At 47.9% G+C, this 24,942-nt stretch carries 22 protein-coding genes and 2 tRNA genes; 11 read left to right on the forward strand and 13 right to left on the reverse strand.

What is annotated here, in order from left to right; all coding sequences use genetic code 11:
* Positions 1-99 precede the first annotated feature (99 nt).
* The 3 genes from FIV45_RS09795 to FIV45_RS09805 all read right to left on the reverse strand — a co-directional run bounded on the left by FIV45_RS09795 (position 100) and on the right by FIV45_RS09805 (position 2,357).
* Complete coding sequence (locus FIV45_RS09795; RefSeq protein ID WP_099474943.1) at positions 100-720, reverse strand: response regulator; 621 nt, start codon at positions 718-720, stop codon at positions 100-102.
* A gap of 699 nt (positions 721-1,419) precedes the next feature.
* Positions 1,420-1,506, reverse strand: a tRNA-Leu gene (locus FIV45_RS09800).
* Positions 1,507-1,595: 89 nt separating this feature from the next.
* On the reverse strand, positions 1,596-2,357 hold the full coding sequence (locus tag FIV45_RS09805; protein WP_099474944.1) for a competence/damage-inducible protein A: 762 nt from the start codon (positions 2,355-2,357) through the stop codon (positions 1,596-1,598).
* A 73-nt stretch (positions 2,358-2,430) separates the two neighbouring features.
* On the opposite strand from FIV45_RS09805, the gene sfsA reads away from it, so the two are divergent.
* Genes sfsA through radC form a run of 3 tightly spaced genes read left to right on the forward strand, consistent with a single transcriptional unit; the run spans position 2,431 to position 4,726 of the window.
* Complete coding sequence (gene sfsA / locus FIV45_RS09810) at positions 2,431-3,138, forward strand: DNA/RNA nuclease SfsA (RefSeq protein ID WP_099474945.1); 708 nt, start codon at positions 2,431-2,433, stop codon at positions 3,136-3,138.
* Positions 3,139-3,179: 41 nt separating this feature from the next.
* Positions 3,180-4,004, forward strand: a complete 825-nt coding sequence (map, locus tag FIV45_RS09815; protein ID WP_099474946.1) for a type I methionyl aminopeptidase — start codon at positions 3,180-3,182, stop codon at positions 4,002-4,004.
* Positions 4,005-4,024: 20 nt separating this feature from the next.
* On the forward strand, positions 4,025-4,726 hold the full coding sequence (gene radC, locus FIV45_RS09820) for a RadC family protein (protein WP_099474947.1): 702 nt from the start codon (positions 4,025-4,027) through the stop codon (positions 4,724-4,726).
* 9 nt (positions 4,727-4,735) lie between these two features.
* Here radC and FIV45_RS09825 read toward each other — a convergent pair whose 3' ends face one another.
* Positions 4,736-5,587: a PhzF family phenazine biosynthesis protein gene (locus tag FIV45_RS09825; protein WP_204844748.1), complete on the reverse strand. Its 852-nt coding sequence runs from the start codon at positions 5,585-5,587 to the stop codon at positions 4,736-4,738.
* A 240-nt stretch (positions 5,588-5,827) separates the two neighbouring features.
* Between FIV45_RS09825 and FIV45_RS09830 the strand changes: the two genes are divergently transcribed.
* From FIV45_RS09830 to FIV45_RS09850, 5 genes are all read left to right on the forward strand, one after another.
* A complete protein-coding gene (locus FIV45_RS09830) occupies positions 5,828-7,483 on the forward strand; it encodes an acyl-CoA dehydrogenase family protein (protein ID WP_099474949.1) in 1,656 nt (551 codons plus the stop codon).
* Positions 7,484-7,569: 86 nt separating this feature from the next.
* The gene (locus tag FIV45_RS09835; protein ID WP_099474950.1) at positions 7,570-8,202 is read left to right on the forward strand and encodes a DUF6058 family natural product biosynthesis protein; all 633 of its coding nucleotides are present in this window, start codon (positions 7,570-7,572) and stop codon (positions 8,200-8,202) included.
* 120 nt (positions 8,203-8,322) lie between these two features.
* Positions 8,323-9,621: an adenylosuccinate lyase gene (gene purB / locus FIV45_RS09840; RefSeq protein WP_099474951.1), complete on the forward strand. Its 1,299-nt coding sequence runs from the start codon at positions 8,323-8,325 to the stop codon at positions 9,619-9,621.
* Positions 9,622-9,768: 147 nt separating this feature from the next.
* Positions 9,769-10,374, forward strand: a complete 606-nt coding sequence (locus FIV45_RS09845) for a hypothetical protein (protein ID WP_099474952.1) — start codon at positions 9,769-9,771, stop codon at positions 10,372-10,374.
* Between the two features lie 180 nt (positions 10,375-10,554).
* The gene (locus FIV45_RS09850; RefSeq protein WP_099474953.1) at positions 10,555-11,388 is read left to right on the forward strand and encodes a substrate-binding periplasmic protein; all 834 of its coding nucleotides are present in this window, start codon (positions 10,555-10,557) and stop codon (positions 11,386-11,388) included.
* A 15-nt stretch (positions 11,389-11,403) separates the two neighbouring features.
* Here FIV45_RS09850 and FIV45_RS09855 read toward each other — a convergent pair whose 3' ends face one another.
* Both FIV45_RS09855 and FIV45_RS09860 read right to left on the reverse strand, forming a co-directional pair.
* A complete protein-coding gene (locus FIV45_RS09855) occupies positions 11,404-13,041 on the reverse strand; it encodes a methyl-accepting chemotaxis protein (RefSeq protein WP_165777090.1) in 1,638 nt (545 codons plus the stop codon).
* A 151-nt stretch (positions 13,042-13,192) separates the two neighbouring features.
* Positions 13,193-13,792 carry a hypothetical protein gene (locus tag FIV45_RS09860; protein WP_099474955.1) on the reverse strand — a complete coding sequence of 200 codons (600 nt, stop codon included), beginning with the start codon at positions 13,790-13,792 and terminating at the stop codon, positions 13,193-13,195.
* Positions 13,793-14,431: 639 nt separating this feature from the next.
* On the opposite strand from FIV45_RS09860, the gene FIV45_RS09865 reads away from it, so the two are divergent.
* Positions 14,432-14,507 (forward strand) — tRNA-Asn (locus FIV45_RS09865).
* On the opposite strand, the gene FIV45_RS18955 is transcribed toward FIV45_RS09865, so the two are convergent.
* The gene (locus FIV45_RS18955) at positions 14,466-16,055 is read right to left on the reverse strand and encodes a recombinase family protein (protein WP_412973730.1); all 1,590 of its coding nucleotides are present in this window, start codon (positions 16,053-16,055) and stop codon (positions 14,466-14,468) included. The genes FIV45_RS09865 and FIV45_RS18955 overlap by 42 nt on opposite strands.
* A gap of 879 nt (positions 16,056-16,934) precedes the next feature.
* Between FIV45_RS18955 and FIV45_RS09875 the strand changes: the two genes are divergently transcribed.
* On the forward strand, positions 16,935-17,291 hold the full coding sequence (locus FIV45_RS09875; RefSeq protein ID WP_204602359.1) for an MbcA/ParS/Xre antitoxin family protein: 357 nt from the start codon (positions 16,935-16,937) through the stop codon (positions 17,289-17,291).
* Positions 17,278-18,036, forward strand: a complete 759-nt coding sequence (locus FIV45_RS09880; protein WP_204602361.1) for an RES family NAD+ phosphorylase — start codon at positions 17,278-17,280, stop codon at positions 18,034-18,036. Before FIV45_RS09875 ends, FIV45_RS09880 begins: the two co-directional genes overlap by 14 nt.
* Positions 18,037-18,062: 26 nt before the next feature.
* Here the strand turns inward: FIV45_RS09880 and FIV45_RS09885 are convergent, their stop codons facing one another.
* The 6 genes from FIV45_RS09885 to FIV45_RS09915 all read right to left on the reverse strand — a co-directional run bounded on the left by FIV45_RS09885 (position 18,063) and on the right by FIV45_RS09915 (position 24,927).
* Complete coding sequence (locus tag FIV45_RS09885) at positions 18,063-18,302, reverse strand: hypothetical protein (protein ID WP_099474959.1); 240 nt, start codon at positions 18,300-18,302, stop codon at positions 18,063-18,065.
* A 52-nt stretch (positions 18,303-18,354) separates the two neighbouring features.
* A complete protein-coding gene (locus FIV45_RS09890) occupies positions 18,355-18,546 on the reverse strand; it encodes a hypothetical protein (RefSeq protein ID WP_099474960.1) in 192 nt (63 codons plus the stop codon).
* Positions 18,547-18,909: 363 nt separating this feature from the next.
* Positions 18,910-19,518 (reverse strand): ATPase, encoded by a 609-nt coding sequence (locus FIV45_RS09895; protein ID WP_099474961.1) that lies wholly within the window; start codon positions 19,516-19,518, stop codon positions 18,910-18,912.
* An 8-nt stretch (positions 19,519-19,526) separates the two neighbouring features.
* A complete protein-coding gene (locus FIV45_RS09900) occupies positions 19,527-19,865 on the reverse strand; it encodes a ParD-like family protein (protein WP_099475022.1) in 339 nt (112 codons plus the stop codon).
* Between the two features lie 599 nt (positions 19,866-20,464).
* The gene (locus tag FIV45_RS09910) at positions 20,465-23,620 is read right to left on the reverse strand and encodes an efflux RND transporter permease subunit (RefSeq protein ID WP_133118615.1); all 3,156 of its coding nucleotides are present in this window, start codon (positions 23,618-23,620) and stop codon (positions 20,465-20,467) included.
* A 116-nt stretch (positions 23,621-23,736) separates the two neighbouring features.
* Positions 23,737-24,927: an efflux RND transporter periplasmic adaptor subunit gene (locus FIV45_RS09915; RefSeq protein WP_099474963.1), complete on the reverse strand. Its 1,191-nt coding sequence runs from the start codon at positions 24,925-24,927 to the stop codon at positions 23,737-23,739.
* Positions 24,928-24,942 lie beyond the last annotated feature (15 nt).

Below are 24,942 nucleotides of genomic sequence, written 5' to 3' on the forward strand. Positions count from 1 at the left end.
TCCACAAAAATATACTTATCTTTTATTCCACCGCCCATACAAGACCCGTTATCTAAAAACACTTCTCCTCAGGCACCAGCAACCTGACATGACGCACTGTTAATATGGTGAAACCAGTCCGTCCTGAAGGGCGGCAAAGGCCGCCTCAGTCCTATTATTCACTTTTAGTATTTGAAAAATAGCTGAAATATGCACCCGCACCGTATTATCGGCAATGCCAAGGTTCTGGGCGATTTCCTTGTTGGATTTACCTTGTGAAATTAATCGCAGGATTTCGCTTTGACGTGTTGTGAGGACAACCTTGGACCGGCTATGATGGTCCGCCCCATACAGTACATTATCCGGCACATATCGTCCTCCTTTCAGGATCAGTTGCAACGCCTGAATCATAATTTCACTGCTCAGGGTTTTAGGAATATACCCCATCACACCGAGTTCCAACGCCCTTTTGATCAGGTTATAATCATCGGATCCGGATAAAAACACGATCGGGGCACTAGGGTCCAGTCGGCGAAACCCCTGCAGTCCATCCATTCCGGAAATACCGGGCAGATCAACATCCAGCAAAATAAGATCGAAACCGTCATCTGTTTCCATCAACTTATAGGCATCTTCACAGGATCCACATTCGCGGATGTCCACCACGTCCGCCAGCTGGCGTAGAACGAACTTCAGGCCGTCTCGGAACAGAACATGGTCATCAACCAGCAAAATCTTCATTACCGAATCCCTTATCGTCCTGTATTAAACGGAGCGAATAGCGTTTTTTATATCCTAAAACAAGAATAATAATATGCCTCTTGAACGTTACAGGCGCAATCTTATTTTGTACATTCGGTCAAAAATGTAGCTATCGCCCCTATTTTACAGCCCATGCGCGAAGCTTATAGTACAAAAAGACTAGAAATCAATTACATTTGTCGTATTTACGCCCTTGCAGAGAGATCATATACTGTCACAGCATTTGGCAACCGCCTTTGCTTCAGGTCCGTTAAATCGGAAAGGCACTCTGGGGGATACTATATTGGGGAATATGGGCAGTTTTGGGGAAAACGATGAAGGGATGTTACACAAAAATCTGTTGGGGGTCAGATTGAGTGGAACATCCCTTAGCTCGCTCAAGCCTAAGCTCGCTCGAACACCTATTTATATAATCCATTTTCTTAACTAATCAAGCCTTCATGTTACAAAAATGTAATATGGGCCATTTTACATCTTTTGCTTGATTAGACTTACCTAAACTTCCACCCTATGAATCAGGAACTTAGCCTTTACGCTTATTAAGAGAGCCCCTTGCCGGATTATAAGACATCACTTTCATGCCTGAGAATTCATATAAAGGAATCGCACATTTAGATCCGAATCCAAAAATTCAGCAAACGGTCAGGATAACAGGAAAAGGAGTTTTTAAAGGAAGAGTGGTGCGTCTGGCCGGACTTGAACCGGCAAGACCTTGCGGTCGGCAGATTTTAAGTCTGCTGTGTTTACCAATTTCACCACAGACGCATAACTCTAGCTGCTCTTTTAATTCTTTTTCAGGGACTGTCAATCTTTATCTGTAATGACTTATCTGCCCCTAAACCGCTATTTTGGTCCTAGAGTTCTGCTTCCCCGTCAAAGCACTCCTTACCGGTTTCCGCGATTTTACCTTTCAGCATTTCCAGTGCCTGATCCAGGCTTTTTTCCACTTGGGACCGCAGGACAAAGCTCGCGCCGAAACGTTTATGGCGGTAAAAGGGATAGCTGCCCAGCGCCACATCAGGATAAGCCGCCTCAACCTCGCGCAGTATAGTCGCGAAAGTGCTTTCACCTTCAAAAACATGGATGGCTTTGGAAACCATTTTATCACCACCGAATATCCGGTGTTCAAGGTCCAGCAGCATGCTTTGCATCACCACCGGAATACCGGCAAGGACAAAAACATTACCCATTTGAAAACCCGGCGCCGTACTGACCGGATTTTTGATTAAGGTCGCCCCTTCCGGGATCATCGTCATGCGCAGGCGCGCCTCTGATATATTGTCCGTCCCATAATGCTGATGCAGAAGCCTGACAGCTTCCTCACTTTGCACGAATGGCACGTCAAAGGCCGCCGCGACATTTTCCGCCGTAATATCATCATGGGTTGGCCCGATTCCGCCAGTGGTAAAGACATAATCGAAGCCACCGCGCAATTCATTGACCGTATTTTGAATCACTTGTGCAACATCGGGGATCACCCGAACTTCAAGCAATTGAACCCCCATGCGATTAAGCCAGAGCGCCAGATGGTTAAGATTCGCATCCTTGGTGCGTCCTGAAAGAATCTCGTCGCCGATAATGATCATGGCGGCGGTGACTGTTTTAACCTGTGACATTCGTGCTGGCTTCTTATTCAATTTGTTGAAGTTTATTTGATTCTAAATCGCATTATGACTATACCCTGTCTTTATGAAATTTGAACATAAACTTACATCCGGTCGACTGATAAAACGTTATAAACGATTCTTGGCCGATATCCAATTGGACAATGGCGAGATCATCACCGCCCATTGTGCAAATTCAGGTTCCATGATGGGGCTAAAGGAAGAAGGCAGTCCCGTCTGGGTCGCCCCACAAACCAATCCCAAAGCAAAATTACGCTATAAATGGGAACTGGTGGAAGCAGACGGCGCCCTCGTCGGTATTAATACGGCCCTGCCCAATGGTCTGGTTGAACAGGCGATAATTGACGGTACGATCACAGAATTGCAGGATTATCAAAATCTGCGCCGGGAAATGAAATATGGCGAGAACAGCCGTATTGATATCTTCCTCTCAGGATCGACCACCGGCGACCAGGACTGTTATGTCGAGGTGAAAAGTGTCACCCTGTCCCGCAGCCCCGGCATAGCGGAATTCCCCGATGCCGTCACCGCCCGCGGTACAAAACATTTACAGGAACTCCGGCAAATGGTCGCCGATGGCCACCGCGCCATGATGGTCTACCTGACCCAACGCAGTGACTGTCATGAATTCAGGATTGCCGCAGATATCGACCCGGCCTACGCCAAAGCTCTGGAAGACGCCCTCCAGGACGGGGTTGAGGCCACTTGTTACAGTTGTAATCTCACCCCGAAAGAGATTATAGTAGAAAGCAGAATTCCCATTCGTCTGTAAAAGAACTACAGACCGTAAAACAGGACGGTACCGCAAATACTATGAAATATGTCAAGGCAAGCGAATCTGAAGCCCGCGCCATCAACGCCATAAAACTCTATGCCCCCGAGGATTTCGAAGGCATGCGTAAAGCAGGACGGCTTGCGGCCGAAACCCTCGATATGATCACGGAACATGTCCAACCCGGTGTCACCACCGAGGAACTGGACAGGATCTGCGCCGAGTTTGTCGCCGAACGCGGGGCCATCAGCGCCCCCCTGAATTATCGCGGATTCCCAAAATCCATTTGCACCTCCATCAACCACGTGGTTTGTCACGGCATTCCCGGTCCAAAAGTCCTGAAAAAAGGCGATATCATCAATATTGACGTCACCGTCATTCTTGATGGGTGGTATGGCGACACCAGCCGGATGTTCTATGCCGGCCCACCATCAGTCAAGGCCAAGCGCCTCGTCGACATTACCTATGAATGCCTGATGCGCGGCATTGCCCAGGTTAAGCCGGGCGCCACCGTCGGCGATATTGGGTACGCCATTCAGACCTACGCGGAAGCCGAACGTTGCGGTGTGGTTGAGGTATTTTGCGGCCATGGTCTGGGGCTGGTGTTTCATGACGCCCCCAACATCATGCATTACGGCAATCCTGGCGAAGGCCCGGAACTGAAAGAAGGCATGTTCTTCACCATCGAACCCATGATCAATCTCGGACGCCCAGATGTGAAGGTGCTTAATGATGGCTGGACAGCGGTCACCCGGGATAAATCCCTGTCGGCCCAGTTCGAACACAGCATGGGAGTCACCAAAGACGGTGTCGAAATATTCACCCTGTCACCAAAGGGCTTTAGCTGCCCGCCTTATGGCGACTGATCAGGTAGAAGGTTGGGGTTATTTTGGAGGTAGAAAAGAAAAAAGAGCCACCGCATTTCACCGGGCATCGTCAACGCCTGAAGGATCGCTTTCGCAAAGGCGGACCCGAAGCGGTTGCCGATTACGAACTTCTCGAACTCCTGCTTTATAGCGCCATTCCCCGCCGCGACGTCAAACCGCTCGCCAAACAAATGATCGCCCATTTCGGCAGTTTCGCCGAAACGCTCTCCGCCTCTGAAAACCGCCTTAAGGAAGTTCCCGGTGTCGGTGACACCGTGGTCACCGCCCTGAAACTGGTCGAGGCCGCCGCGCAGAAACTAGCCCTCGGCGCCATTCTCGACAAGCCGGTCCTCTCCAACTGGAAAGCCCTGACCGATTATTGCCATATCCAGATGGCGCACCAGAAGAATGAACAATTCCGCATTCTGTTTCTGGACCGCAAGAACCGTCTGATCGCCGATGAAAAGCAACAGAGCGGCACCGTCGATCATACCCCGGTTTACCCCCGTGAGGTGATCAAGCGCGCCCTCGAACTGCATGCCACCGCCATTATTCTGGTGCATAACCACCCCAGTGGCGACCCGACGCCAAGTCGAGACGATATTGATATGACCAAGCGTATCGAGGAAGCCGGCAAACAACTGGGCGTCATCCTGCATGACCATTTGATCATTTCAAAGAGCGGTCAGACAAGTTTTAAAACCATGGGTCTGATTTCCTGACCTCTGTGGTCAGGTGATATGGCGCGCCTCTCCACTTACCCGAATGGAACTGCCCGGCACTTCCGTGAAGCTCACCCGCAATGAGGAAGGGCTGCCCATATCCTCTCCTTGCAGAATGTCAAACGAATAGCCGTTATCAGGATCAGCTTCCGGCCAGTTGATATCGCGCAGATATCCGGCCAGCGCCGCCGCCGCCGCGCCCGTTGCAGGATCTTCATAAACTCCGCCCGAGGCAAAAGCATTGCGGGAATGGAACAGCCCCTCTGCATCGCGATACAAAAGACTAATCGTGGCAAAACTATTTTCCAACATCAACGCCTTCACCGGTCCAAACTCATACGCCATATTCTCAAGTGTTGGCTTGTCTTTCAGCATCAGGATCAAATGACGCGCCCCGCCAGAGGCGATCCGCACCGGAAACGCGGGGTCGAGGGCCTCTTTCCCGAAATTAAAATGTTGAAGAAAACTATCCACAAACGCTTCAGAGACATCTTCCGAAGAAGTTTTCGGCGACTGAAGAGCGACGAGAAATCCGCCGTTGTCATTCTGCTCGACATCAACCGTGATGTTTCCGTCATTAAGAGTGAGACTGTAGCGCCCTTCCCCGAATTTTTCCCCGAGCAAGGCCCCCGTGGCAATGGTCGCGTGACCGCAAAAAGGCACTTCTATTTCCGGCGCAAAGTAACGCGTACGCCATCCCCCTTCTTGCGGATAAAGAAATGCTGTTTCCGAATAGCCGACCTCATGGGCAATGGCCAACATCTGCTGATCCGGCAGCATCGCCTCACTGATCATCACGCCCGCCGGGTTACCGCCTTTATTTCCCTGGGCGAAAGCTGCAATTCTGTAAACATCACTCATCATTTTATTCCTTTGCTTGGGTATGGAACAATAGTAGGGAAAAGTGCCCGCGCTGACAAACACCAATAAATAGGCCTGTGGATTAGAGATACTTATTTATACAGAGGAATTAAAGTGAACCATTCACTGCGAATTTAAAACAATCGTTTTAAAACTGTTGCATTTTTGGTAGACTTGAAAAGCAGGCAACGACGTCACGACGTCAAAGGTCCGCAGGATGTGATCAGCAGGAGACACTCTATGAAGGCCTATAGACCCAGAAGCAATCTCACCACCCATGAAGTTCATAATCAGCCGGAACCACTGTGCGACTATAACCTGTATCTCACCGACCAACCTGTGCAGGACGCCTTCACCCGCTTCGGAAAAGCCTCTGCAGGCGCACGGCTAACGGCCTTCGGCGCCCTGCTCGGCAGTGATGACATCCTAGCCCAGGGGGACCTGGCCAACAAACACCTTCCTGAGCTGAAAAGCTTTGACCAGTTTGGCAACCGCATTGACGAAGTCGAGTTTCATCCCGCCTATCACAAAATGATGCAGATCGGCAGCAATGCCGGCATTTCATCCATCGCCTGGCAGGACGACGAAGCGGATCAGGGTCATGTCACTCATGCCGCCCTCGAATACCTCCAGTATCAGGTCGAAGGCGGCACCTGTTGCCCGCTGACCATGACCTATGCCTCTGTGGCGGCGTTACGGCATCAGCCTGATATTCTGAGCCAATGGCTGCCGGGCATTCTCTCCTGCGAATACGATCCCCGCTCCCTGCCCGCCGATCAGAAAACCGGTCTGACCATCGGTATGGCTATGACCGAAAAGCAGGGCGGGTCCGATGTCCGGACCAACAGCACCACGGCAACCGCCATTGGCGACAATATGTATGAACTGCTGGGTCATAAATGGTTCTGCTCCGCCCCCATGTGCGACGCCTTCCTCACCCTTGCCAACACGGATCAGGGTTTGAGCTGTTTTCTCGTGCCGCGCTGGCGTGAAGATGGTGATCGCAACAGCCTCCAGATCATGCGCCTGAAGGACAAGCTCGGCAATAAATCCAATGCATCAAGCGAGATCGAATATCACCATGCCCAGGCGCGAATGATCGGAGCCGAGGGCCGCGGTGTCGCCACCATCATAGACATGGTGCATCACACGCGGCTCGATTGCTGCCTCGCGCCCATCGCCCTGATGCGGCAGGCCCTCAGTCAGGCGGTACATCATTGCCGCCAACGCACCGCATTTCAGAAGAAACTCATTGATCAACCCGTGATGCAGGCGGTGCTCGCGGACCTTGCGGTTGAGGTCGAAGCGGGGGTTCTGACATTTATGCATATCGCCCGCAAATTTGATGACAGCGCGGAGAATTCCGACGCCAGAACCTACGCCCGACTGGCGGTGGCGGTGGCCAAATACTGGCACAACAAACGCTGCCCCAACTTTGTCTATGAGGCGATGGAATGCCTTGGTGGCGCGGGCTATGTGGAAGAAAGCATCCTTCCCCGCCTTTACCGCGAAGCGCCCCTCAACAGCATCTGGGAGGGAGCGGGCAATGTGATCTGTCTTGATATCTTGCGTACGCTGCAGAAGGAACCCCGGGCCCTCGAACTCTATTTCGCGGAGCTCACCCCGGCGCGTGGCACGAACAAGCATCTGGATCGCGCGGTTTCCCGTCTGAAAGACCTGCTGAAATCCGGTGACAATCATGAGCCACAGGCGCGCCGTCTGGTGGAACAGATGGCGCTCTGCCTGCAAGGCGCACTGGTCGTCCAATTCGCGCCCACGCCTGTCAGCGATCTTTTCTGCGCCACGCGGCTGGGACAGGACTGGGGCCATGCGTATGGGACAATCCCGCCACGCCACGCCGTGGATCAGGTTCTTTCCCGCGTCTGGCAGGATTAACCCCCTTTAGCGCCAAAACATCTTGTATTAGGAGAGGAAACCATATAAAAAGAACATAACAGGAACATATCACTAGAGAAGGTCAAATGAGTTTACTAGCTTATCTTGAAAAAAATTTCTTTACCAGGCAGGAAATGTTGCAGAAAACCGGCCTGACGGCGGGTGAATTTGACCATTTGCAGAAGGCGCAACTGATCCCCCGGCCGTCCTACGTTACGGAAACCAGTGTATCCTGCAGTTCTTTTTTTGGTCCCTTTTCGGAAAGCCAGATCATTGAATATTATGCTAGAGACTCTGTGTCCTGGGTAAAACTCGCCAATAAACTCGCAACCGGCCCCGTTGCATTCCGTCTTTTCAAGCAACGCTATCAAGCTAAAATATCCCGCCTGAATGACTTGGGGTACCTTTCTGACCATCCCAAGGTCACAAGCGGGTTGGATCAGCATATTGTCGAAGAATGGCAGCATTTCCTCGACGGCATTTATGGTCTTTGCACCACCACCGGCCTGCCGGAAGAAATCGCCGCCAAGGAACTGGCCATCACCATCATCAAGGCTTTCCTTGAAAAGGAACCCTTGACGGAAGACGACCGGCGGCAGCTTAAAAACGCCGTGGATTTACTCGATGATGTCAGCGCTCCCTTCGCCCCCCATGAGATCGCCAAAAGCTCTCGCCAGCGTCTGATTAATGACGTACACGAGACTTATGCCTTGGCTTAAGTCAGTGATTTGACCAATTGATCAAAAGATTATCCCCCTCCGCACCGGGAAAGCCTTGTTCCCGGCGACATTTCCTGTTAAATCCTGCCCCATACAGTAATCCAAAGACAGGTGAGACAGATGATTCCACGTTATTCCCGCGAAGTCATGACTTCCATTTGGGAGCCACAATCCAAATTCCAGATCTGGTTTGAAATCGAAGCCCACGCATGTGATGCACTGGCCGAACTGGGTGTTATCCCGAAGGAAAGCGCCAAAATCATCTGGGAAAAAGGTAACTTCGATATTGATCGTATTGATGAGATCGAACGGGAAGTCAAACATGACGTCATCGCCTTTCTCACCTCTCTCGCCGAATATATCGGCCCGGAAGCCCGCTTTGTCCATCAGGGCATGACTTCTTCTGACGTGCTCGACACTTGCTTTAATGTGCAGCTGGTCAAAGCTTCCGACATTCTGATTGATGATATGGAAAAGCTTCTTGAAGTCATCAAACGGCGCGCCTTTGAACATAAAATGACCGTCTGCATTGGCCGCAGTCATGGTATCCATGCCGAACCCGTCACTTTTGGCCTGAAAATGGCCGAATGTTACGCTGAAATGGACCGTAACCTTGAACGCCTGAAAAACGCCCGCAAGGAAATCGCCACCTGCGCCATTTCCGGCGCCGTCGGCACTTTTGCCAATATCGATCCACGGGTCGAAGAACATGTAGCGAAAGCCTTAGGCCTTGAAGCAGAGCCGGTTTCCACCCAGGTAATCCCGCGTGACCGTCACGCCATGTTCTTCGCCACGCTCGGAGTTGTGGCAAGCTCCATCGAGCGCATCGCCACTGAAGTTCGCCACCTGCAGCGCACAGAAGTTCTGGAAGCCGAGGAGTTTTTCTCCAAAGGCCAGAAGGGGTCCTCCGCCATGCCCCACAAACGTAACCCGATCCTGACCGAAAATCTGACCGGTCTGGCCCGTCTGGTGCGCGGTATGGCCCTGCCGGCGATGGAAAATGTCGCCCTCTGGCACGAACGGGATATCTCCCACAGCTCGGTGGAACGCATGATTGGCCCGGACGCCACCGTGACCCTTGATTTCGCCCTGGCGCGCCTGACCAATGTCTTGGACAAGCTGGTGGTCTATCCGGAAAACATGCAGGCCAATATGGACAAACTCGGCGGACTGCATAATTCGCAACGCGTTCTCCTCGCCCTCACCCAGGCGGGTGTCAGCCGCGAAGACAGTTATCGTCTGGTGCAGCGCAACGCCATGAAGGTTTGGGAAGAAGGCGCCGACTTTGCCACGGAACTGAAAGCCGATCCGGAAGTCTCCTCCCGTTTGTCCGACGCGGAAATCGACGACAAATTTGACATGGGCTATCACACCAAGCATGTGGACACCATTTTCACACGGGTGTTTGGCGAAGCCTGATCTCCTTTCAAACATACCCCCGGAGAAGTTTATTTCCGGGGGTATGCCCCTTAATCGCAAAAACCTGCCTCTCTGCAGCAATTTACTCCCCCTCACTACTCTGCGCCGCTAAATTTAAGTCATCACCTTAATCAGCGGAGCCCTCTCATGACCCGACGTCCCAAACACTCGCTTAGCCTCGTAACCCTTGGCATGTTCGCCACCGTCTGCAACCCTGCCGCTGCAAGCAATAAATATGATTCCCTTCTGACGCAGAATAGTTATCAGATCGAACAGGAACGCGCCCAGGCCGAACAAGACAGAACCACAGCCCAGGCAGCGGAGGCCCATGCAACGCGCAACAGTTACCATGACGAACAGGCCCGGGATATTGCAAAAATGGCTATTCTGGCCGCACAGGACGCATTAAGGCAAGCGCAGGAGACCCTGCATGCGCTGGAAAAAGAAGAACAGGAAATCATTGATTCATCCAAATCAGGTGTCAAAGCATCCCTGAAGGAAGCCGAAAGAGAGTTGCAGGAAGTTGAAACAGAATTGCGGCGCTTTAACACCACCGAATTTGAACGAGACTTTAAAGACCTTAAACGCCGCCTTCAACAAGCTGTCGAGGAAAACAAGATATCTCAGGAAGAAGTTGATCAGATGATCAGCCATATGCAGGAAATACATAAAACCGCCCTGGCCGATGCGCGTAACGCCTTGCTTGAGGTCCGCCTCTCTTTAGAACAACTGCGTGAGGAACACAAACATTAGGCCGTTCCTATTTCTACGCCGACGTGTCGTCAAAAACAGGACCACTTGACCGGATAGCTGTCACACGACTGGCCAAAGGATACATCCTATGGTACCTTGAAAAACACGAGGTCTGATGCACCTTCATTGAAGGCCATATCAGCCAAGCTGTTATTTAACAATGTTTTTAGCGGTACATGAATGGAAAATAAAAGGGGCTTCTGGATATATATTTTCTTTTTTATCCTACTTGTTACGTCCTCTTCCCACGGTGCGGAAGACCAGAAAGACCTTGTTGTGTATCATACCAACAACCCACCTTGGGGTTCTCAGGATAGAAATAACGGTTTTATTTTTGATATTGTAGAGCAAGCCTTTACCCGTGCTGATCTACCGCACCGATCGCCCTTTCTTCCCTGGAAACGCGCCCAAATGGACGTTATCAATAAAGGCGGTCATTTTATGGCCCCCCTTACCCGCCTTAAGCAGCGCGAAAATAATTATATCTGGGTAGCGCCAATTAATATTTCAAAACTGCATTTGGTCACCAATGACAAAACCCTGCACCAGAAAAAATGGCCGGAGCTTCTTGATATTCCCGTTGTCGCCCGCCGCGGTTCTCCCGCAGAATACAAGCTGCAAGCTTTGGGATTTAAATATATAACCACCGTTGAGAATGAAACCGTCGCCGCCCGAATGTTCACCGGAAAACATCTGCCGCTCTGGATGCAACGTGGTCTGCCCGGTAGCTGGGCCTATCATGTTATAGGGGGGGATAGTGGAAGTTTATACACCGTCGCAGAATGGAGTACCCCTCTACAATATTTGGCAACCTCTAAAAAAACACCACCGGACGTCGTGGAAAAACTGCGCAAGGTTCTGGTGCAAATGCGAGAAGAAGGCGAAATGGACAGGATCAAACGCGCCTATTTCCCCTTCCCCCTCGCCTGTGATCTTTTGCTCGGATGCACAGAAGGTCATCCTCCCTCTTTCAGAGGACCGTTCTCGATACCAAAAGATTTCAGGATCCGCTGAAAAGGACCGCTTTCCCTAGCTTGTCATTTCCTGCCGCACCGCCGACAGAAAGACGGAAGTCACATTTTTCATCTTGTCGGTTGCCTGTGTGATCGTCGCTGCAGTTTCCGAGACCTCTGCAGAAGAATTCAGGGTATTTTTCACACCTGTCGCAACCCCGGTCACATTTTCACTCACATCCTGGGTCCCGACAGCGGCTTCCTGCACGTTACGGGAAATCTCATCCGTTGCCGCCCGTTGCTCATCAACGGCAGAGGCTACACTGGAAACGGTTTGCGCCGAAGAATCGATGCTTTGACGGATCCGTTGCATGGCCTCACTGGCTTGGGCGGTTTGTTGCTGTACCGTGCCGATCTGTAACCCAATCTGGTCAGTCGCCTGGGCAGTCTGGGTCGCCAGACCCTTGACTTCAGACGCAACAACCGCAAATCCTCGTCCGGCCTCACCGGCCCGGGCCGCTTCGATCGTCGCATTCAGGGCCAGAAGATTGGTTTGCTTGGCAATATCATTGATCAACTCAACAATCTTGCCGATTTCACCAGAGGATATTGTCAGATCATTCATGATCGTTTCAGACATCGTCGCGATTTCAACCGCTTCCTTGGAATGGTTGGCGGACAGCCCCATCTGACGACCAATCTCGGCAATACTATTGCCCAGTTCCTCTGTCGCCGCAGCAACCGTTTCCACATTGGCACTTGATTCTTCAGCGGCTGCCGACACCGCTGCCGAACGTTCCTGGGTTGAGTTTGCCGTTTCAACCAGCATCTTCGCTGTACGGGACAGGCTCTCGTCGGCATTCGCCACAATAGCAAGCGCTTCCTGAACTCCGGAATCAAAACTGGCAATCAGGGCTTCAATGGTCGCAACTTTTTTCTCCTTGACGGCTGCTTCCCGTTTTTGGCGTTCAAGTTCCGCCTGCTGCGCAGCGCGATCCTGTTCGACCTTATCTTTCTCCGCCGCTTCCGCCCTGTGGCGTGCTTCCTCGGTTTCCTTTTCCAGACGCAGTCTCTCTATGGCGTTTTCCTTAAAGGTATTCACCGCGCCCGCCATATGGCCAATTTCGTCTTCATATGTCATGCCGGGAATTGCAACACTGTTGTCACCATCCGCCAGTTTCAACATGGCACTGGTCATATCCCGGATAGGAAATGCCATGAACCGGATAAATAACAGCCCGGCGCACAGGGAGAGGCCGATCACCAGAATATTGGAGATAATTGATATAATATTCACGGAAGAAATCGCTGTTTCCAAAGTTTCACGCGCCTCTTCCGACAGTATTTCACTTTTTTTCTCAAAAGCCCGCTGCTGCTCTACGATATCATGAAATAAGATTCCGGGCCTTTCCGTTGCTTCGATCGCCCGGGCTTCATTAACCGTCATATAGCTGGCGGTTAATCGAACCTGCCGGTCCGCATATGTTTCTTGCCATGTCCGGGACAGGACAACAATTTCTTGCATCGCTTTTTCGAGTTCAGGGTAAACCGTCAACAAAGGTTGTAACCTTTGCACCGACGTCGCAAAAATTTCTTTCTGCGCTTGATATTCAGTTACAGATCCACGGTCACTCGCCACCAGAAGGTAAAGGATGGCCTGACGTTGCTTGTTAAGACTGTCCATCGCCTCTGTCGAGACAGAGCGAATATGCATAATATGTTCCGTGTTAAGATGGGCCTGCTCCGCTGAGCGGGTATTCATAAATGTAACTAAAGATGCGATCAAAGTGATCGAAATAAGAACCGCAAAAATAGCAATTACTTTGCCTGGAATACTCCAGCGTTTGACAATAGTGAGCATCCTGCTACCTCTTCGTTGTTCTGCGACGATCAAGCTCTGTTAAGTTTATTTCGACGGTAGCAGCCCCTATGGACTTGCCCTTAGCATTGACCAACGTCAGATTAAGTTGTGCACGCCAGGTTTGTGTTGCTTCGTGAAGTTCCGGCTCGTCAATAAAGATCGCCTTCGGGCCCACATCATATGTTTTCTGGAATTTCGCTTCATCACCTTGCCAGTAATCCGAGGTAATAGAACTCTGCCCTGCATTCAGGCCTTTTTTATTAACCACAAATATTTCCGTGAACAGGCCACCGGAAATTGCCTGAATTTGCGTCAGGTAAATCGACAGCGGATTATTCAGGGTGGAGGCAATCAAGGGCTGTTGATTGTCATTACGTTCGGCCCGCCATTGCTTATCCAGCTTCAGGATATCTGCCTGGCCAATCTCTTCATAGCGTTGGTTTTGGGAATCCAGAGTGATCCCGACCACTGGGGCGCTCAGCCAGCTTTTGACCTGTTCAATCACGGTCGCATCTATTAATAATTTGTCTGGTTTTGCGTGTGCAGAACTGGCCGCCCCTAATAAAAGCGCTCCAAAACCAATAACCCGCAATATCTGTAACATGTTGCCCAACTTTCTCTGTAAATCAGCATTTGATTATACAAGAATAGATTAAGCAAATATTAAATTTTCACTATATAAGATATTATTAAAATATTGTTTTTGACAAAACCTTAATGACGGCAAAAGCATCTTGCCGCCCTGAGGTACTTCAGATCAAAGAAGATGAATTCTGAGTACTACCCTGATGAGCAGAAGAGAAAGACACCCACATGTGACCTGCATAGCCTTCATTATACCCGGCGATACTGAGGGAAAGCATAATCATAATTTTAATAGTATTATGTGTCATCGGACAACTCTTGAAAATTCTGCATGGTCTTTAATGTGTTTAAGATAAAAGCTGATACCCGAAAGAACAAACATGACTTTTACCTAACAGCCATGCATATAGAGCATAGCTCAGCACCAAGACATACGATTAACGCTCAATTATTAGCTTATCGGGTGACGGGGAAATTTCATTCTCGGGAACGCCGTGAGAGAGGGATCATTGACCCGTCAATTATGGAATTCCGCAGCACATCATTGGCGGGAAAAATAAATGTCATTTTTTTTAATTTTTAGGTTGGCAGGATAAAAAACTGAATGTATAAGGGCCCTCGTCGGAACGATAAACTGTTTCGACGATCAGGTGACTGATCCCCGATAGCTCAGTTGGTAGAGCAGTAGACTGTTAATCTATTTGTCGCAGGTTCGAGTCCTGCTCGGGGAGCCACTTCTCAAAACGGTCGGAATTTTGGATTCCGGCCTTTTTACTTTGGATGTCGTTAGCTACTGTTTCTGCTAATAAATCAAAGGGTTGTTTGAATTCAGCATACAGTTTTCCGTTCTTCCAAGAACAGTTCGATAATATGAAATCGAGCATCTTTGACTTCTCCTCTGGAGGCTGTTTTTCGAACAAAACATGCGCATCCTTGGCCAAACGGAGTAATTCTATGCCGTCTTCCATGTAACTTTCATCAGCCTCATTATAAAGCTCCATATCCCTGAAACAGCGCTCCTTTTCTTCACTCCATTTAATATGCATTCTGTTATAGAATTTTTCTGTAACTTTTCCATCAAGCTTGTCGATATACATCTCATCAAGACGCCTTTGGAGGCGCCCACGCTCTTTTTCCAGATTTTTATATGATTCTGTTTGTGCTCGTACTTTATCTGAGCAACTGTCTTTCAAGGCCTTTCTAATCCATTCAAAAACTTCATCGTCAAACCGGAGTTGTTTCAGAAGTGCTGTAAAATGTTCCTCCAAAACTTCTTCTCTTGTATAGGGTTCATCGCATTTTCCCTTATATCCACTACAGTGATAATAGATATATTTCTTCTTTTTAATCTCAGCTACCATGGCACAGCCACAATGTCCACATGTCACAAGACCTGTAAAAGCAAAGTTATAGGATGACCCCCTTATTTTAGACGCATTCCGCCCATCAAGAACGCCCTGCACCCTCTCCCAAAGGACAAATGGGATCAAAAGCTCATGACTGCCCTTGTAGAGCTTCCCCCGCCATTCGAACACCCCCGTATAGAGGCGGTTACGGAGGATCTTGTGGATAGAACTCGTTGGAACCGGTTTTCCACTCTTGCGAAATATTAAACCTGCCTGCCGCGCCTTTTCACTAACCTGACGAAGAGAATAGCGGCCCGTACAATACCATTCAAATAAACAGGTGATCATAGGCCCAAGTACGGGGTCAGTCTCAATGATCCTCTTGCCATTTTCTCCTGCAACATTCAAATAACCAAGGGGCGCGAATGAAGGCCAAACCCCTTGTTCCGCCTTTTCTATCATGCCCTTCCGGGTTTCTTCCGAAAGATTGTCGATATAGTTTTTCGCCATCAGAACCTTGATGCCATGCATGAACTTTTCAGAGGAACGAGAGTCCTGTGCAAGGACGGTTCCCTCTTTGGCAAAATGAATTTCAATATCTAACTCATCAATGGTTACCCAGTCTTTGAGGTTTCTGTATAGCCTGTCCGTTTTTTCAACAAGCAAGGCTTTAACCCTTTTGTGACGCCGCAGATAATGGACCATTTTCTCAAAGTTAACCCGGCCGCTCCGTTTAGCGGTTTCAATGTCCACATATTCTTCGGTAATCTTAATATTTTCCTTTGCCGCATATTCTCTGAGTAATTTGAGCTGCGATGGAATTGAATACCCCTCCCTCTCCTGCTCTTTTGATGACACACGTGCATATAGTACTGCACTAACGGTATCATAATCCGGGAGTTTATTTTTCATGTATCTGCTTGAATTTCTATTCATTCCAATAACTCCTTGAATGTGGCTAATTCTAATAGATAAAATGACCTCTCAAATTTTGAAATTTTAGTATTGAGACAGGTCCGGCGATAACTTCCATCACTCACAAACTTTTCAGAAGATACTATGCATCTGATACTTGCCACCCATGGTAACTATAATATTAAAAACATCAACCCTGGCTAACAATATGAAATCCATCATTTTGCCTTAATATGTCTTTCAAGAACAAATTTTACGCCCCAAATATGTCCAAAATATAGCAAAGGTTTTCGCTTTTATACCGTAAAATTTCTCCAAATTGGCTCTATTTTTAATATTTCTATTAAGTTCGATTTGCATCTCATTTGGGGTTTTTCCAATTTTGCGTCAAAAAAGAGGGTTATTGTATGAAATTACCTCCCAATTCTCCTAAAAAAAATCATTTGACCTTCTACAGAGTTTGTAATGCCATAAACTTTTCTGGCCATGCTGATGGGAATGGATCAGGTTTTGATGTGTCGCTCATGGTTTTCTCCTATGTTTGAGTTGGTGCAATATTTTCAAGAATGCATAGGAGAGGAAGTTCAAGGTCTATTTTGGCACGCGAGGAAGTCGCTTGCGGCGGGGAAAAAAGACCTTGAAATTGTTCAGGCATCCTTAACTTTGGCACCGGTAACGAGAACAGGGGAAAACTCTGAGAAAGGTCATCAAAGGCCAATTCAAGATACGCTCATCTAGCCTCTGATCCTGTGAAAGAGGCCGCCACTTTAGTGGCACAGAGCATTTCTCAGTCTACTTCTGCACCCTCCGCCCCTAATTATATAACTTTTTTGATGTATTCTCCCGCCATTTATGTTATATGATGATTATGCATCATTTAATGCCAAGGAGGATATTCATTTGACGGCTCTAACTATTGAAGAAACCAACGATGAACTTGTTCTGGCAAAGGCTGTTTTAAAAACAGCCAAAGCATTGGGTTTAACGCAGGAAGAACTCGGTCAAATATTAGGTCGGGACCGTACGTCTATTGCACGCGGTCTAAACCCTTCCAGTAAGGCGGGAGAACTGGCCCTCTATCTTATTCGCTGTTACCGCTCTTTATTTGTTGTCGTCGGCGGAGAAGCGGAGAATATCAAACATTGGTTTACCACCATGAACCACCATACAAATGGTGTCCCCAAAGAACAGGTGAAGAATATTCAAGGTCTTGTCCATATTCTTGAATATCTGGATGCCATTCGTGGAAAAATTTAATCTTCCCTCAATAGACCTGATTAAAACGGCAATTGTTTCCAAAATTAGGGGTATCGCTTGGCGTGTTGTGGAAAGTCAGGAAGAAATTGCCACACTGGAACTTGTTGATACGCTGGAAGAACAAGCAATTTTAGAAGGGCTTCTTGAGAAATCCAAGCCTCCTCTCCCTGAGAACTGTCGTGATCTGGACTATTTATTAGCAACCCCCTTTCGTTATCCCCCCTTAAAATGGGGTTCCCGATTTGGGCGCAAACATGAGCCTAGTCTTTTTTATGGCTCAGAAAATATTCCAACGGCCCTCGCAGAAACAGCCTATTACCGGGTTTTATTCTGGACAGGGATGGCGGAACCTCCCCCGTCTGGCACACTTAAAACACAACATACGATTTATTCTACAAAATATGACTGTTCGGCTGGATTATATTTAAACAAGCCTCCTTTTGAAGAATATCAGGACTTGCTCCAGCATCCTCAGGATTATAGTGGATCACAGAAACTTGGCACGATCATGAGAGAATTGGGTGTAGACGGCTTTCAATTCATCTCCGCACGCTGCCCTAACAAGGGTTTGAATATTGCACTTTTTACCCCTTATGCACTCGCCGCAAAACGACCAGATGAAAAGCAGAACTGGATATGTGAAACTTCTGAACAGCATATTATGTTTAGCGGACAAGGGGTTTTATTTAAATTTAACGTCGAAGGTTTCCAAATTGACGGGAAAGCCCCCCTACCCGCCAGCTAACAGACTGCACAGGGCGATCTTCTGAATTACCCAACGGCTTCACTGGTCAGAATATGAAAGATCCTTAACTGTACCCGTTCATGATCTTCATCGAATTCTTCCCGGTTACCCTCTTCAAAATTGGTTCTCAGATCAGCCATATAGTCATCAATAGCAGCTTGTGCCTCCGTGATGGTTGTAAAAGTTTCCAGTTCGTCACCCTCATGCCAGCAATTGACCCAGCCTTCACATAAAGTATCTGTTCTAATGTCATAGGAGTTTGTCATGATATTTCCTTTCAGGAAAGGGCCACAGAATTGATCTGCAGCCCTGTTGGGATTATTTATCATCATCGCTTTTGGGCGTTCTGAGGGTGATCTTTCCAGAAACCGGTACGGCATAAAGGACTATATTGATGCCTTTGTTGTCACTATGGCTCCAAGCGGCACCGACAGCGTTCCAGATGGACTTTTCATCTTTACCTTCAGAAACGTCGTAGGCAATGTAATTAGGTTTTGTTGAGTTAGGCATTGGTTTTCTCCTATGTTTGAGTTGGTGCTAGACCTTCAAGGATGCGAACGGGGGGAATTGCAAAATCTATTTTGGGGCGCGAGGAGCCGCTTGCGGCGGGGAAAATTGACCTTGAAATTCCTCAAGCATCCTTACTTTGGCACCTGTAACGAATACAGGGATAAAACCTGAGGAATTTCATCAAGGCCTTGAATTTGAAACGATGATTTTAGGAAAATTATAATAGTCTGAGGGTCTGAAAGTCTTCCGGTGTTGAGTGGCACGAGCGGCTGTTCGGCAAAACTGAGTTTTACAAACAAGCCCCACAATCAAACGAGACTGATTAACCCAGGCGACTGAGATAGGACCTATTTAGGCTCAAGATTACTCGCACAACTTTAATTCAGATTTATAAAGGGCTCTAACCCATTTAGGTATATTATCACTGGTCTTTACAATTTTGCCCTGGTCAAAACCTACGGATACTTCCAAAGATTTATTCCATCTTGAATTATCATAAATAAATACTTTGTCGGCCTCAAGAACCGCACGACGGATTAATTCCTGATTTCGTTCATATCTTTGCCGAATTTTTTCTTCCGGCACATTATGACCGCCCTCTTCAACCCGGCTCTTAACACGTGCTACGGATAAATTTGGACTGTGAACATTAATATGAACAACGACAATCTGAAATCCGCTCGCCTTGGCCTCAGTAATTAATTTCAATTTTGAAGAATGAGAAAAAGTGGTCTCGGTAATAAAACTTTTTTTGTTGGCAAGTAATTCCTGACGCCTCTGTTCTGCAATTTCTGCAGCTTTATAAGCCGCCACCATGGAATTATCTTTCAACTCGCTGCGCTGGATAATGTCCGCATTGATAAAGGGCGTGCTTATCAGCATCGGCTTCATCTTTATTTCATAGAAGGTTGATTTCCCAGCACCATTGGGACCAGCGATCACATATAGGGTGGGTTTTCTCTTATTGGCCATATTGGTTCTTATTTATAAATAAGATTACCTTCTTCATCCTCACCTACCCCCAAGCCAGCTTTTTGACGCTTTTCAAAAAATACTCTTTCTGCGTCACTGGTTTCTTCCAGTGCACTGAAGATTTTTTCATCAAAAATAACACCCTCTTCAATCGAAAGATTATCTGCATCAAACTTACCAGCCAGTGCTGCTTTTATTCGGGTATAATCAAATGAAGGGGATTGTTCAATGGCTTGGCCAATACGCAGCCAATGTTCGGCTTGTTTTGCAACAGACCGTCTTAATAATTTTGCTTCAAAGCGCACATCTTTTACAATATCGTCCGCAAGCTTGATCGATTGACCCATTAAAAACTCCAAAATCATTCATGGTGGCATTATGCCACCTCTTGAGAGTATGAAAATGAAAACAGAAAGTCAACTGAAATATGGCTATTACGCCTCATACTCAAGAGAACAGATGCTCAAGTGTCGATATCACAAACCATCGTTGGGTTTCCAGGCCGGTTGTGCGTCAAAGGTTGGAACCGCTTCATCCATAATGTCCCAGGGCTTGCGGTTTCGGGCAAAAACAGTCACATCTGGCTCAAACCGTGAAGAATCGTCCAATGTACCAAGTGTGATCGTTAAATATTCTTCTGCGCCGCTATTCCGTCCGTAAAGAGAGCTGCTGCAGGCGGTGGAGTGTCTACTGACAAGCCCCTAGAATTTTAAGACACCTTGCGCTACACAATGAAGCAAGTCCACTTAAAAGGTGGATCACTTAATGGGGGCATGTCAGGGCATTTGCCTCAGTGGTTTTCCACTCATCTGTCGCCGATGCAAAATCGAGCCATTCTTTCACAAAATCAACAGGACTAACATAATCATCAAGATTGCCCTTTGGCGTAAAATGTGAACGGTATCCAGTTTCATTTCAGATAGAGTACGGCCTACTATAATCAGGCTCATACCTTCGTTACCCCAGCAGTAACCTCTAACTCAGCTACTTCCGCATCCTTCCATGCTTTGAAATCATAATGGATCGCATGCAGCGCAGGAATCAACAACAGCACTACAAAGGAAGAAACAACGGTACCAAAGCTGAGCGCAATTGCGAACGGCACAAGGAACAGCGCTTGTTGGGATGTTTCAAACAGCATCGGCAATAGGCCAACCGTCGTCGTAAGCGATGTAATCAGAATTGGCCTGAACCTGCTGATCGACCCCTCAATAATGGCCTCTCTATATTCAATACCAGTTCTGATCAAGTCATTCATTCTGCTGGTTAACACCAAGGATCCATTCACCACCATGCCCGCAAGCGCAATCATGCCAAACATGCTATTCGACGTCAAACCATAACCCATGATAATATGCCCTGCTACTGCTGCCGCCATACAGTAAGGAATGGTCATAATTACAATGAACCCCTGTAAATAACTGCGGAACAAGGACGCCATAAGTGCAAACACCACCACACTGACAATGCCAAGCCCCATACCAATCATGCTCATTGTCGAATAACCGCTTCTACTGCTAAAGCTCCCTCTTAGCCCAGCCTGCAATCCAGGGTATTTCGCTTTCAATGCAGGAAGAATATTCTCAGTAAGTTCGCGCTTCGCCAGACTCTCACTGCCCGCAGCCATATCCATTACACCACCAACATATATATTTCTACGGCCATCTTCACGTCTGATATCTGTAAACGTCCGAGAGTATTCAATATCAGTTGCTTGAGATAATGGAAGTTCTACACCAGAAGGTGATCTCACCACGAAATTTTCAAGATCATTTAAGGAGTTGCGCTCTTGCACAGGCAACCGTACCCAAACTTTTACCTGATGACTATCTCTAAGCATGCGTACGGCTTCAGCACCAAAGAAAGCTGCACGTAATTGACGTCCAAGTTCATTCTCCGTAAAACCAAGGGACGTGGCTTCATCCGTAAGCGTGTATCGCAGTTGTTTTTTACCTTGCGCCAAACCGTCTGTAACATCGACAAGACCTTCAATCGTTTTCATAGTTGCGGCAAGTTCCTTAGCGGCGGTTTCCAAAACAACATTTGAGGAATGCCTCATATCCACATAGACGCCGGAGCCGCCGCCAAAGCTTGCCAAAAAGTCAAAGACAAGCGAATGCGCCTCAGGCACATCCCCGGCCTTCTCACGCCACAAGCGAACGAAATCATTTTGGTCAAATTCGCGATGACTTTCGCTCACAAGTTCAAAAGTCACGCTGGAATAAACTGAGTTATATAGGCCTGCTGAAACGGACCGGCTCTCAACATCATCAAGTGATCCGAGTTCCTGAATCGCGGAAACTCCTGCGGCTTCGATATTTTCTGAGATAGTAATAAGGTCTTCAAAGGACGCATCGGCAGGCATCGTCAGTTTAGCACTCACCCGGTCTGATGGTATTTGCGGGTACCAGTGAAAGTCTATCCGATTGGATTCGAACCACGCGGCGATAAGTATCAGGCCACCCGTAAACAACACAACAGTGATATAACGGTGATCAATGGCCCAGGTCAGCGCCTTCCTGAATTTAATGTCGCGAAAACGATCAAGACCATTGGCAACATGCTCACGGAATAATAGCGTACGCTGAAGTGGCTTGAGAAAATTTGGCCATTTCCGCTTTTTATCTTTTGCGTTCAGGTGTGCTGGCAAAATAAACAGGGCCTCAATCAGCGAAACCGTGAACACCACAACTGCGACAATAGGCAAGGACTTCATATACTGCCCCATATCACCCGGGAGCATTATCAGAGGAATGAAGGCAATGATATTGGTGCCAACAGCAAATATTACCGGCAAGATCATGTCATTGGCGCCCTCGACGACAGCGTCTCGAACGGATAGCCCCTGCTGTCTCTTTGCATGGATACTCTCGCCGACAATTATCGCGTCATCTACCACGATACCAAGGGTCATAATAAAGGCAAACATCGAGATCATATTGATCGAAACATCAAGGTAATACAATATCGAAAAAGAACTAATAAACACCACCGGAATGGATACCCCCACCCAAAATGCAAGCCTTGGATTTAAGAAAAGTCCGAGAGTTAAAACTACGAGAAGTAAGCCGACCATACCATTATCAATAAGCATGTCCATGCGTTCACTATATTTCTCGGTACGTTTGCTGGGCAGGTCCAACTTTAGTGTATCAGGCAACGTCGAACTCAGGTCTTCGACATATTGATGAACCCGGTTCGCCAATTCCATTGCGCGAGAATTTTTCGATTGATAGACATATACTATCATGCCAGGGGCACCATTGTAGCTAAAAAACGACGTATTTTCTTCAAAGCCACTACGAATGGTGCTTACATCACCAAGTGTCACTTGAGAGCCATCACTGTCAGTCTTTAGCGGTATATTCTTGAACTCCATTCCGTACTCACGACGGCCTTCAGTGCGCAGGATATATTGTCCGTCAGTGGTTTCCACATCCCCGCTGGGAACATCCTTTGCAGCGTCGCCAACACGCTGTGCCACCTCGGGCAACGTTACATTCAGTGATCTCAGTACAGACTGCGGAATTTCAATGCTAATCTCAGGATCCTTGTTGATCTGCGGTAGTACCTGGATCACCCCCTCCATATGTAAAAGATCACTTTTAATCCTGTTTACCAAGTCATGAAGCACCTTCTCAGGGACATCGCCTGATATACCAATAGTAGTGAGCCATCGAGCATCATCATCGAGGCGTATGTTTGGTCGTTCAGCATCCGTTGGGAAGGAAGTAATAATGTCCACCGCATTACGGACATTCTGCAACACCCGATCAAGATTCTCACCACCCTCTATATCTACATATACATTTGCAAATCCTTCACTAGCCGTTGATCTGATACGATCGAGGCCCTCCACAGATTGTAAGCTTGCTTCGATCGCAAGAATGATATTTTCCTCAACTTCTTCTGGACTTGCCCCGGGGTAGGACATGGAAACAATGACCGTAGCGAAGGTATAATTGGGCTGGATCTCCTGTCTGATCTTCTGCATGAAGAAGATCCCGCCAATAAGCATCAACAGCATAAGAAGATTTGCGGCCACATGGTTCTGCGCCATCCAGTTAACAGGGTTGAATTTATTATAAATCTTTTTTTTCACGATGTTGTTCCAATTTAGGGCGACATCCAACTATTGGGGTGCCTCATTTACGGCTTAGTTTATTGATTACGCAACACGTCTTACTGCACAGAATCTGATCTTGAGCCTGTATTTTTCTACATGCGTGGTCCGCGCATAAACCGGTCATTTCGGTAACGGGTATTCACTTTGGTACCCGGTGCCACACCTGCAACCCGGCTCACAATCATTCGATCATTATTCTCAAGATTTGGTAAAATGATAATACTATCAGGCATTTCCCAAAGGACCGTTGCGGCCCGCACTTGCAGCTTGTCCTCGACATCCACAACATAGAGCCTGTCATTATCAAGAAGCGCTCTTCTCGGAATTTCAAAAGCACCATTAACCGCACCAGCATCTAGGGTCGCTTCTACGTGGCTGCCAATCAATAAGGAGGGTTTTCCTGTTCTATTAGCAGAATAAAGTGGATTTAACACCTCAACTATGGCCCCTCCCATACGTGTTGTTGAAACCAAATTAGCCCTGAGACCCACAATTTCGCCCTGATATTCATGGCCATTTGATTTGATTGTGACAGACGCGCCAACTTTTTTGCTTGTTTTGCTGTGTAGTCGCCCCATGTGCTTTTGCTGTACCCGTAGTTCCACCCAAAACTTATCCGCCCGTGCAAGCTTGCCAGTCACAGTACCTGACAGGAGAACCTCACCTATTGCAGAAGAGGTTTCAAGAACTAGCGCGTTATACGGTAACCTTAGCTTTGTGCGAGCCAGCGCAAGCGCCGCCCGGTCATAGGCATTTTGCGCAATCGCTTGCTCTGCCTCAAATTGCCTTAACTGCGGTTTCCTGAGCGCAAGGGCCTTTGACGTTTCATCAAAGGAAAAATCTCCCTCAAGCAGATTAAACTCCTCTTTCGCAATCTGCTGCTGCCCTTTTTCAAGTGCTACTGATGCCATAGCTCTAGCAAGCTTTGCCTCGGCTTCCCTCAGTGCAAGTTCATAGTCAGTCGCCTCAATCTGAATGATAGGTTCACCGGCAGGGATCATGCCGCCCGGCCTAAAACTTGGATGGATAGCGATAACTTTGCCACCTACTTGCGGTCGAAGTATCACTTCCTGTTGTGCAGGCCCCACAAGACCCTGCGCTTGTACGGTCACGTCATAAGAACCTGTTGTCAGGTCCATAATCTCAACCATAGGTGCGATATATTCTGCCGGCTTACGCTTACTTTCTGGCGCAGTCGTAATGAGCGCGTAAGAAACAACAACGAAACTAGCCGCCAACGCTACCGGCAAGACAGCCCGTGTTTTTAGCCATTTTTTTACCATTATAAATTCCTAATC

It is taken from the genome of Paremcibacter congregatus (genome assembly GCF_006385135.1).
Lineage (GTDB): Bacteria > Pseudomonadota > Alphaproteobacteria > Sphingomonadales > Emcibacteraceae > Paremcibacter > Paremcibacter congregatus.

Coding starts and splice junctions, on each gene's coding strand:
- FIV45_RS09860 (WP_099474955.1), bottom strand. CDS start 13,792: ATGTTACAGATATTGCGGGTTATTGGTTTTGGAGCGCTTTTATTAGGG.
- FIV45_RS09830 (WP_099474949.1), top strand. CDS start 5,828: ATGAAGGCCTATAGACCCAGAAGCAATCTCACCACCCATGAAGTTCAT.
- sfsA (WP_099474945.1), top strand. CDS start 2,431: ATGAAATTTGAACATAAACTTACATCCGGTCGACTGATAAAACGTTAT.
- FIV45_RS09895 (WP_099474961.1), bottom strand. CDS start 19,518: ATGGCCAATAAGAGAAAACCCACCCTATATGTGATCGCTGGTCCCAAT.
- FIV45_RS09890 (WP_099474960.1), bottom strand. CDS start 18,546: ATGCCTAACTCAACAAAACCTAATTACATTGCCTACGACGTTTCTGAA.
- map (WP_099474946.1), top strand. CDS start 3,180: ATGAAATATGTCAAGGCAAGCGAATCTGAAGCCCGCGCCATCAACGCC.
- FIV45_RS09900 (WP_099475022.1), bottom strand. CDS start 19,865: ATGGGTCAATCGATCAAGCTTGCGGACGATATTGTAAAAGATGTGCGC.
- FIV45_RS09825 (WP_204844748.1), bottom strand. CDS start 5,587: ATGAGTGATGTTTACAGAATTGCAGCTTTCGCCCAGGGAAATAAAGGC.
- FIV45_RS09850 (WP_099474953.1), top strand. CDS start 10,555: ATGGAAAATAAAAGGGGCTTCTGGATATATATTTTCTTTTTTATCCTA.
- FIV45_RS09805 (WP_099474944.1), bottom strand. CDS start 2,357: ATGTCACAGGTTAAAACAGTCACCGCCGCCATGATCATTATCGGCGAC.
- FIV45_RS09855 (WP_165777090.1), bottom strand. CDS start 13,041: ATGCATATTCGCTCTGTCTCGACAGAGGCGATGGACAGTCTTAACAAG.
- FIV45_RS09915 (WP_099474963.1), bottom strand. CDS start 24,927: ATGGTAAAAAAATGGCTAAAAACACGGGCTGTCTTGCCGGTAGCGTTG.
- purB (WP_099474951.1), top strand. CDS start 8,323: ATGATTCCACGTTATTCCCGCGAAGTCATGACTTCCATTTGGGAGCCA.
- FIV45_RS09835 (WP_099474950.1), top strand. CDS start 7,570: ATGAGTTTACTAGCTTATCTTGAAAAAAATTTCTTTACCAGGCAGGAA.
- FIV45_RS18955 (WP_412973730.1), bottom strand. CDS start 16,055: ATGAATAGAAATTCAAGCAGATACATGAAAAATAAACTCCCGGATTAT.
- FIV45_RS09795 (WP_099474943.1), bottom strand. CDS start 720: ATGAAGATTTTGCTGGTTGATGACCATGTTCTGTTCCGAGACGGCCTG.
- FIV45_RS09845 (WP_099474952.1), top strand. CDS start 9,769: ATGACCCGACGTCCCAAACACTCGCTTAGCCTCGTAACCCTTGGCATG.
- FIV45_RS09885 (WP_099474959.1), bottom strand. CDS start 18,302: ATGACAAACTCCTATGACATTAGAACAGATACTTTATGTGAAGGCTGG.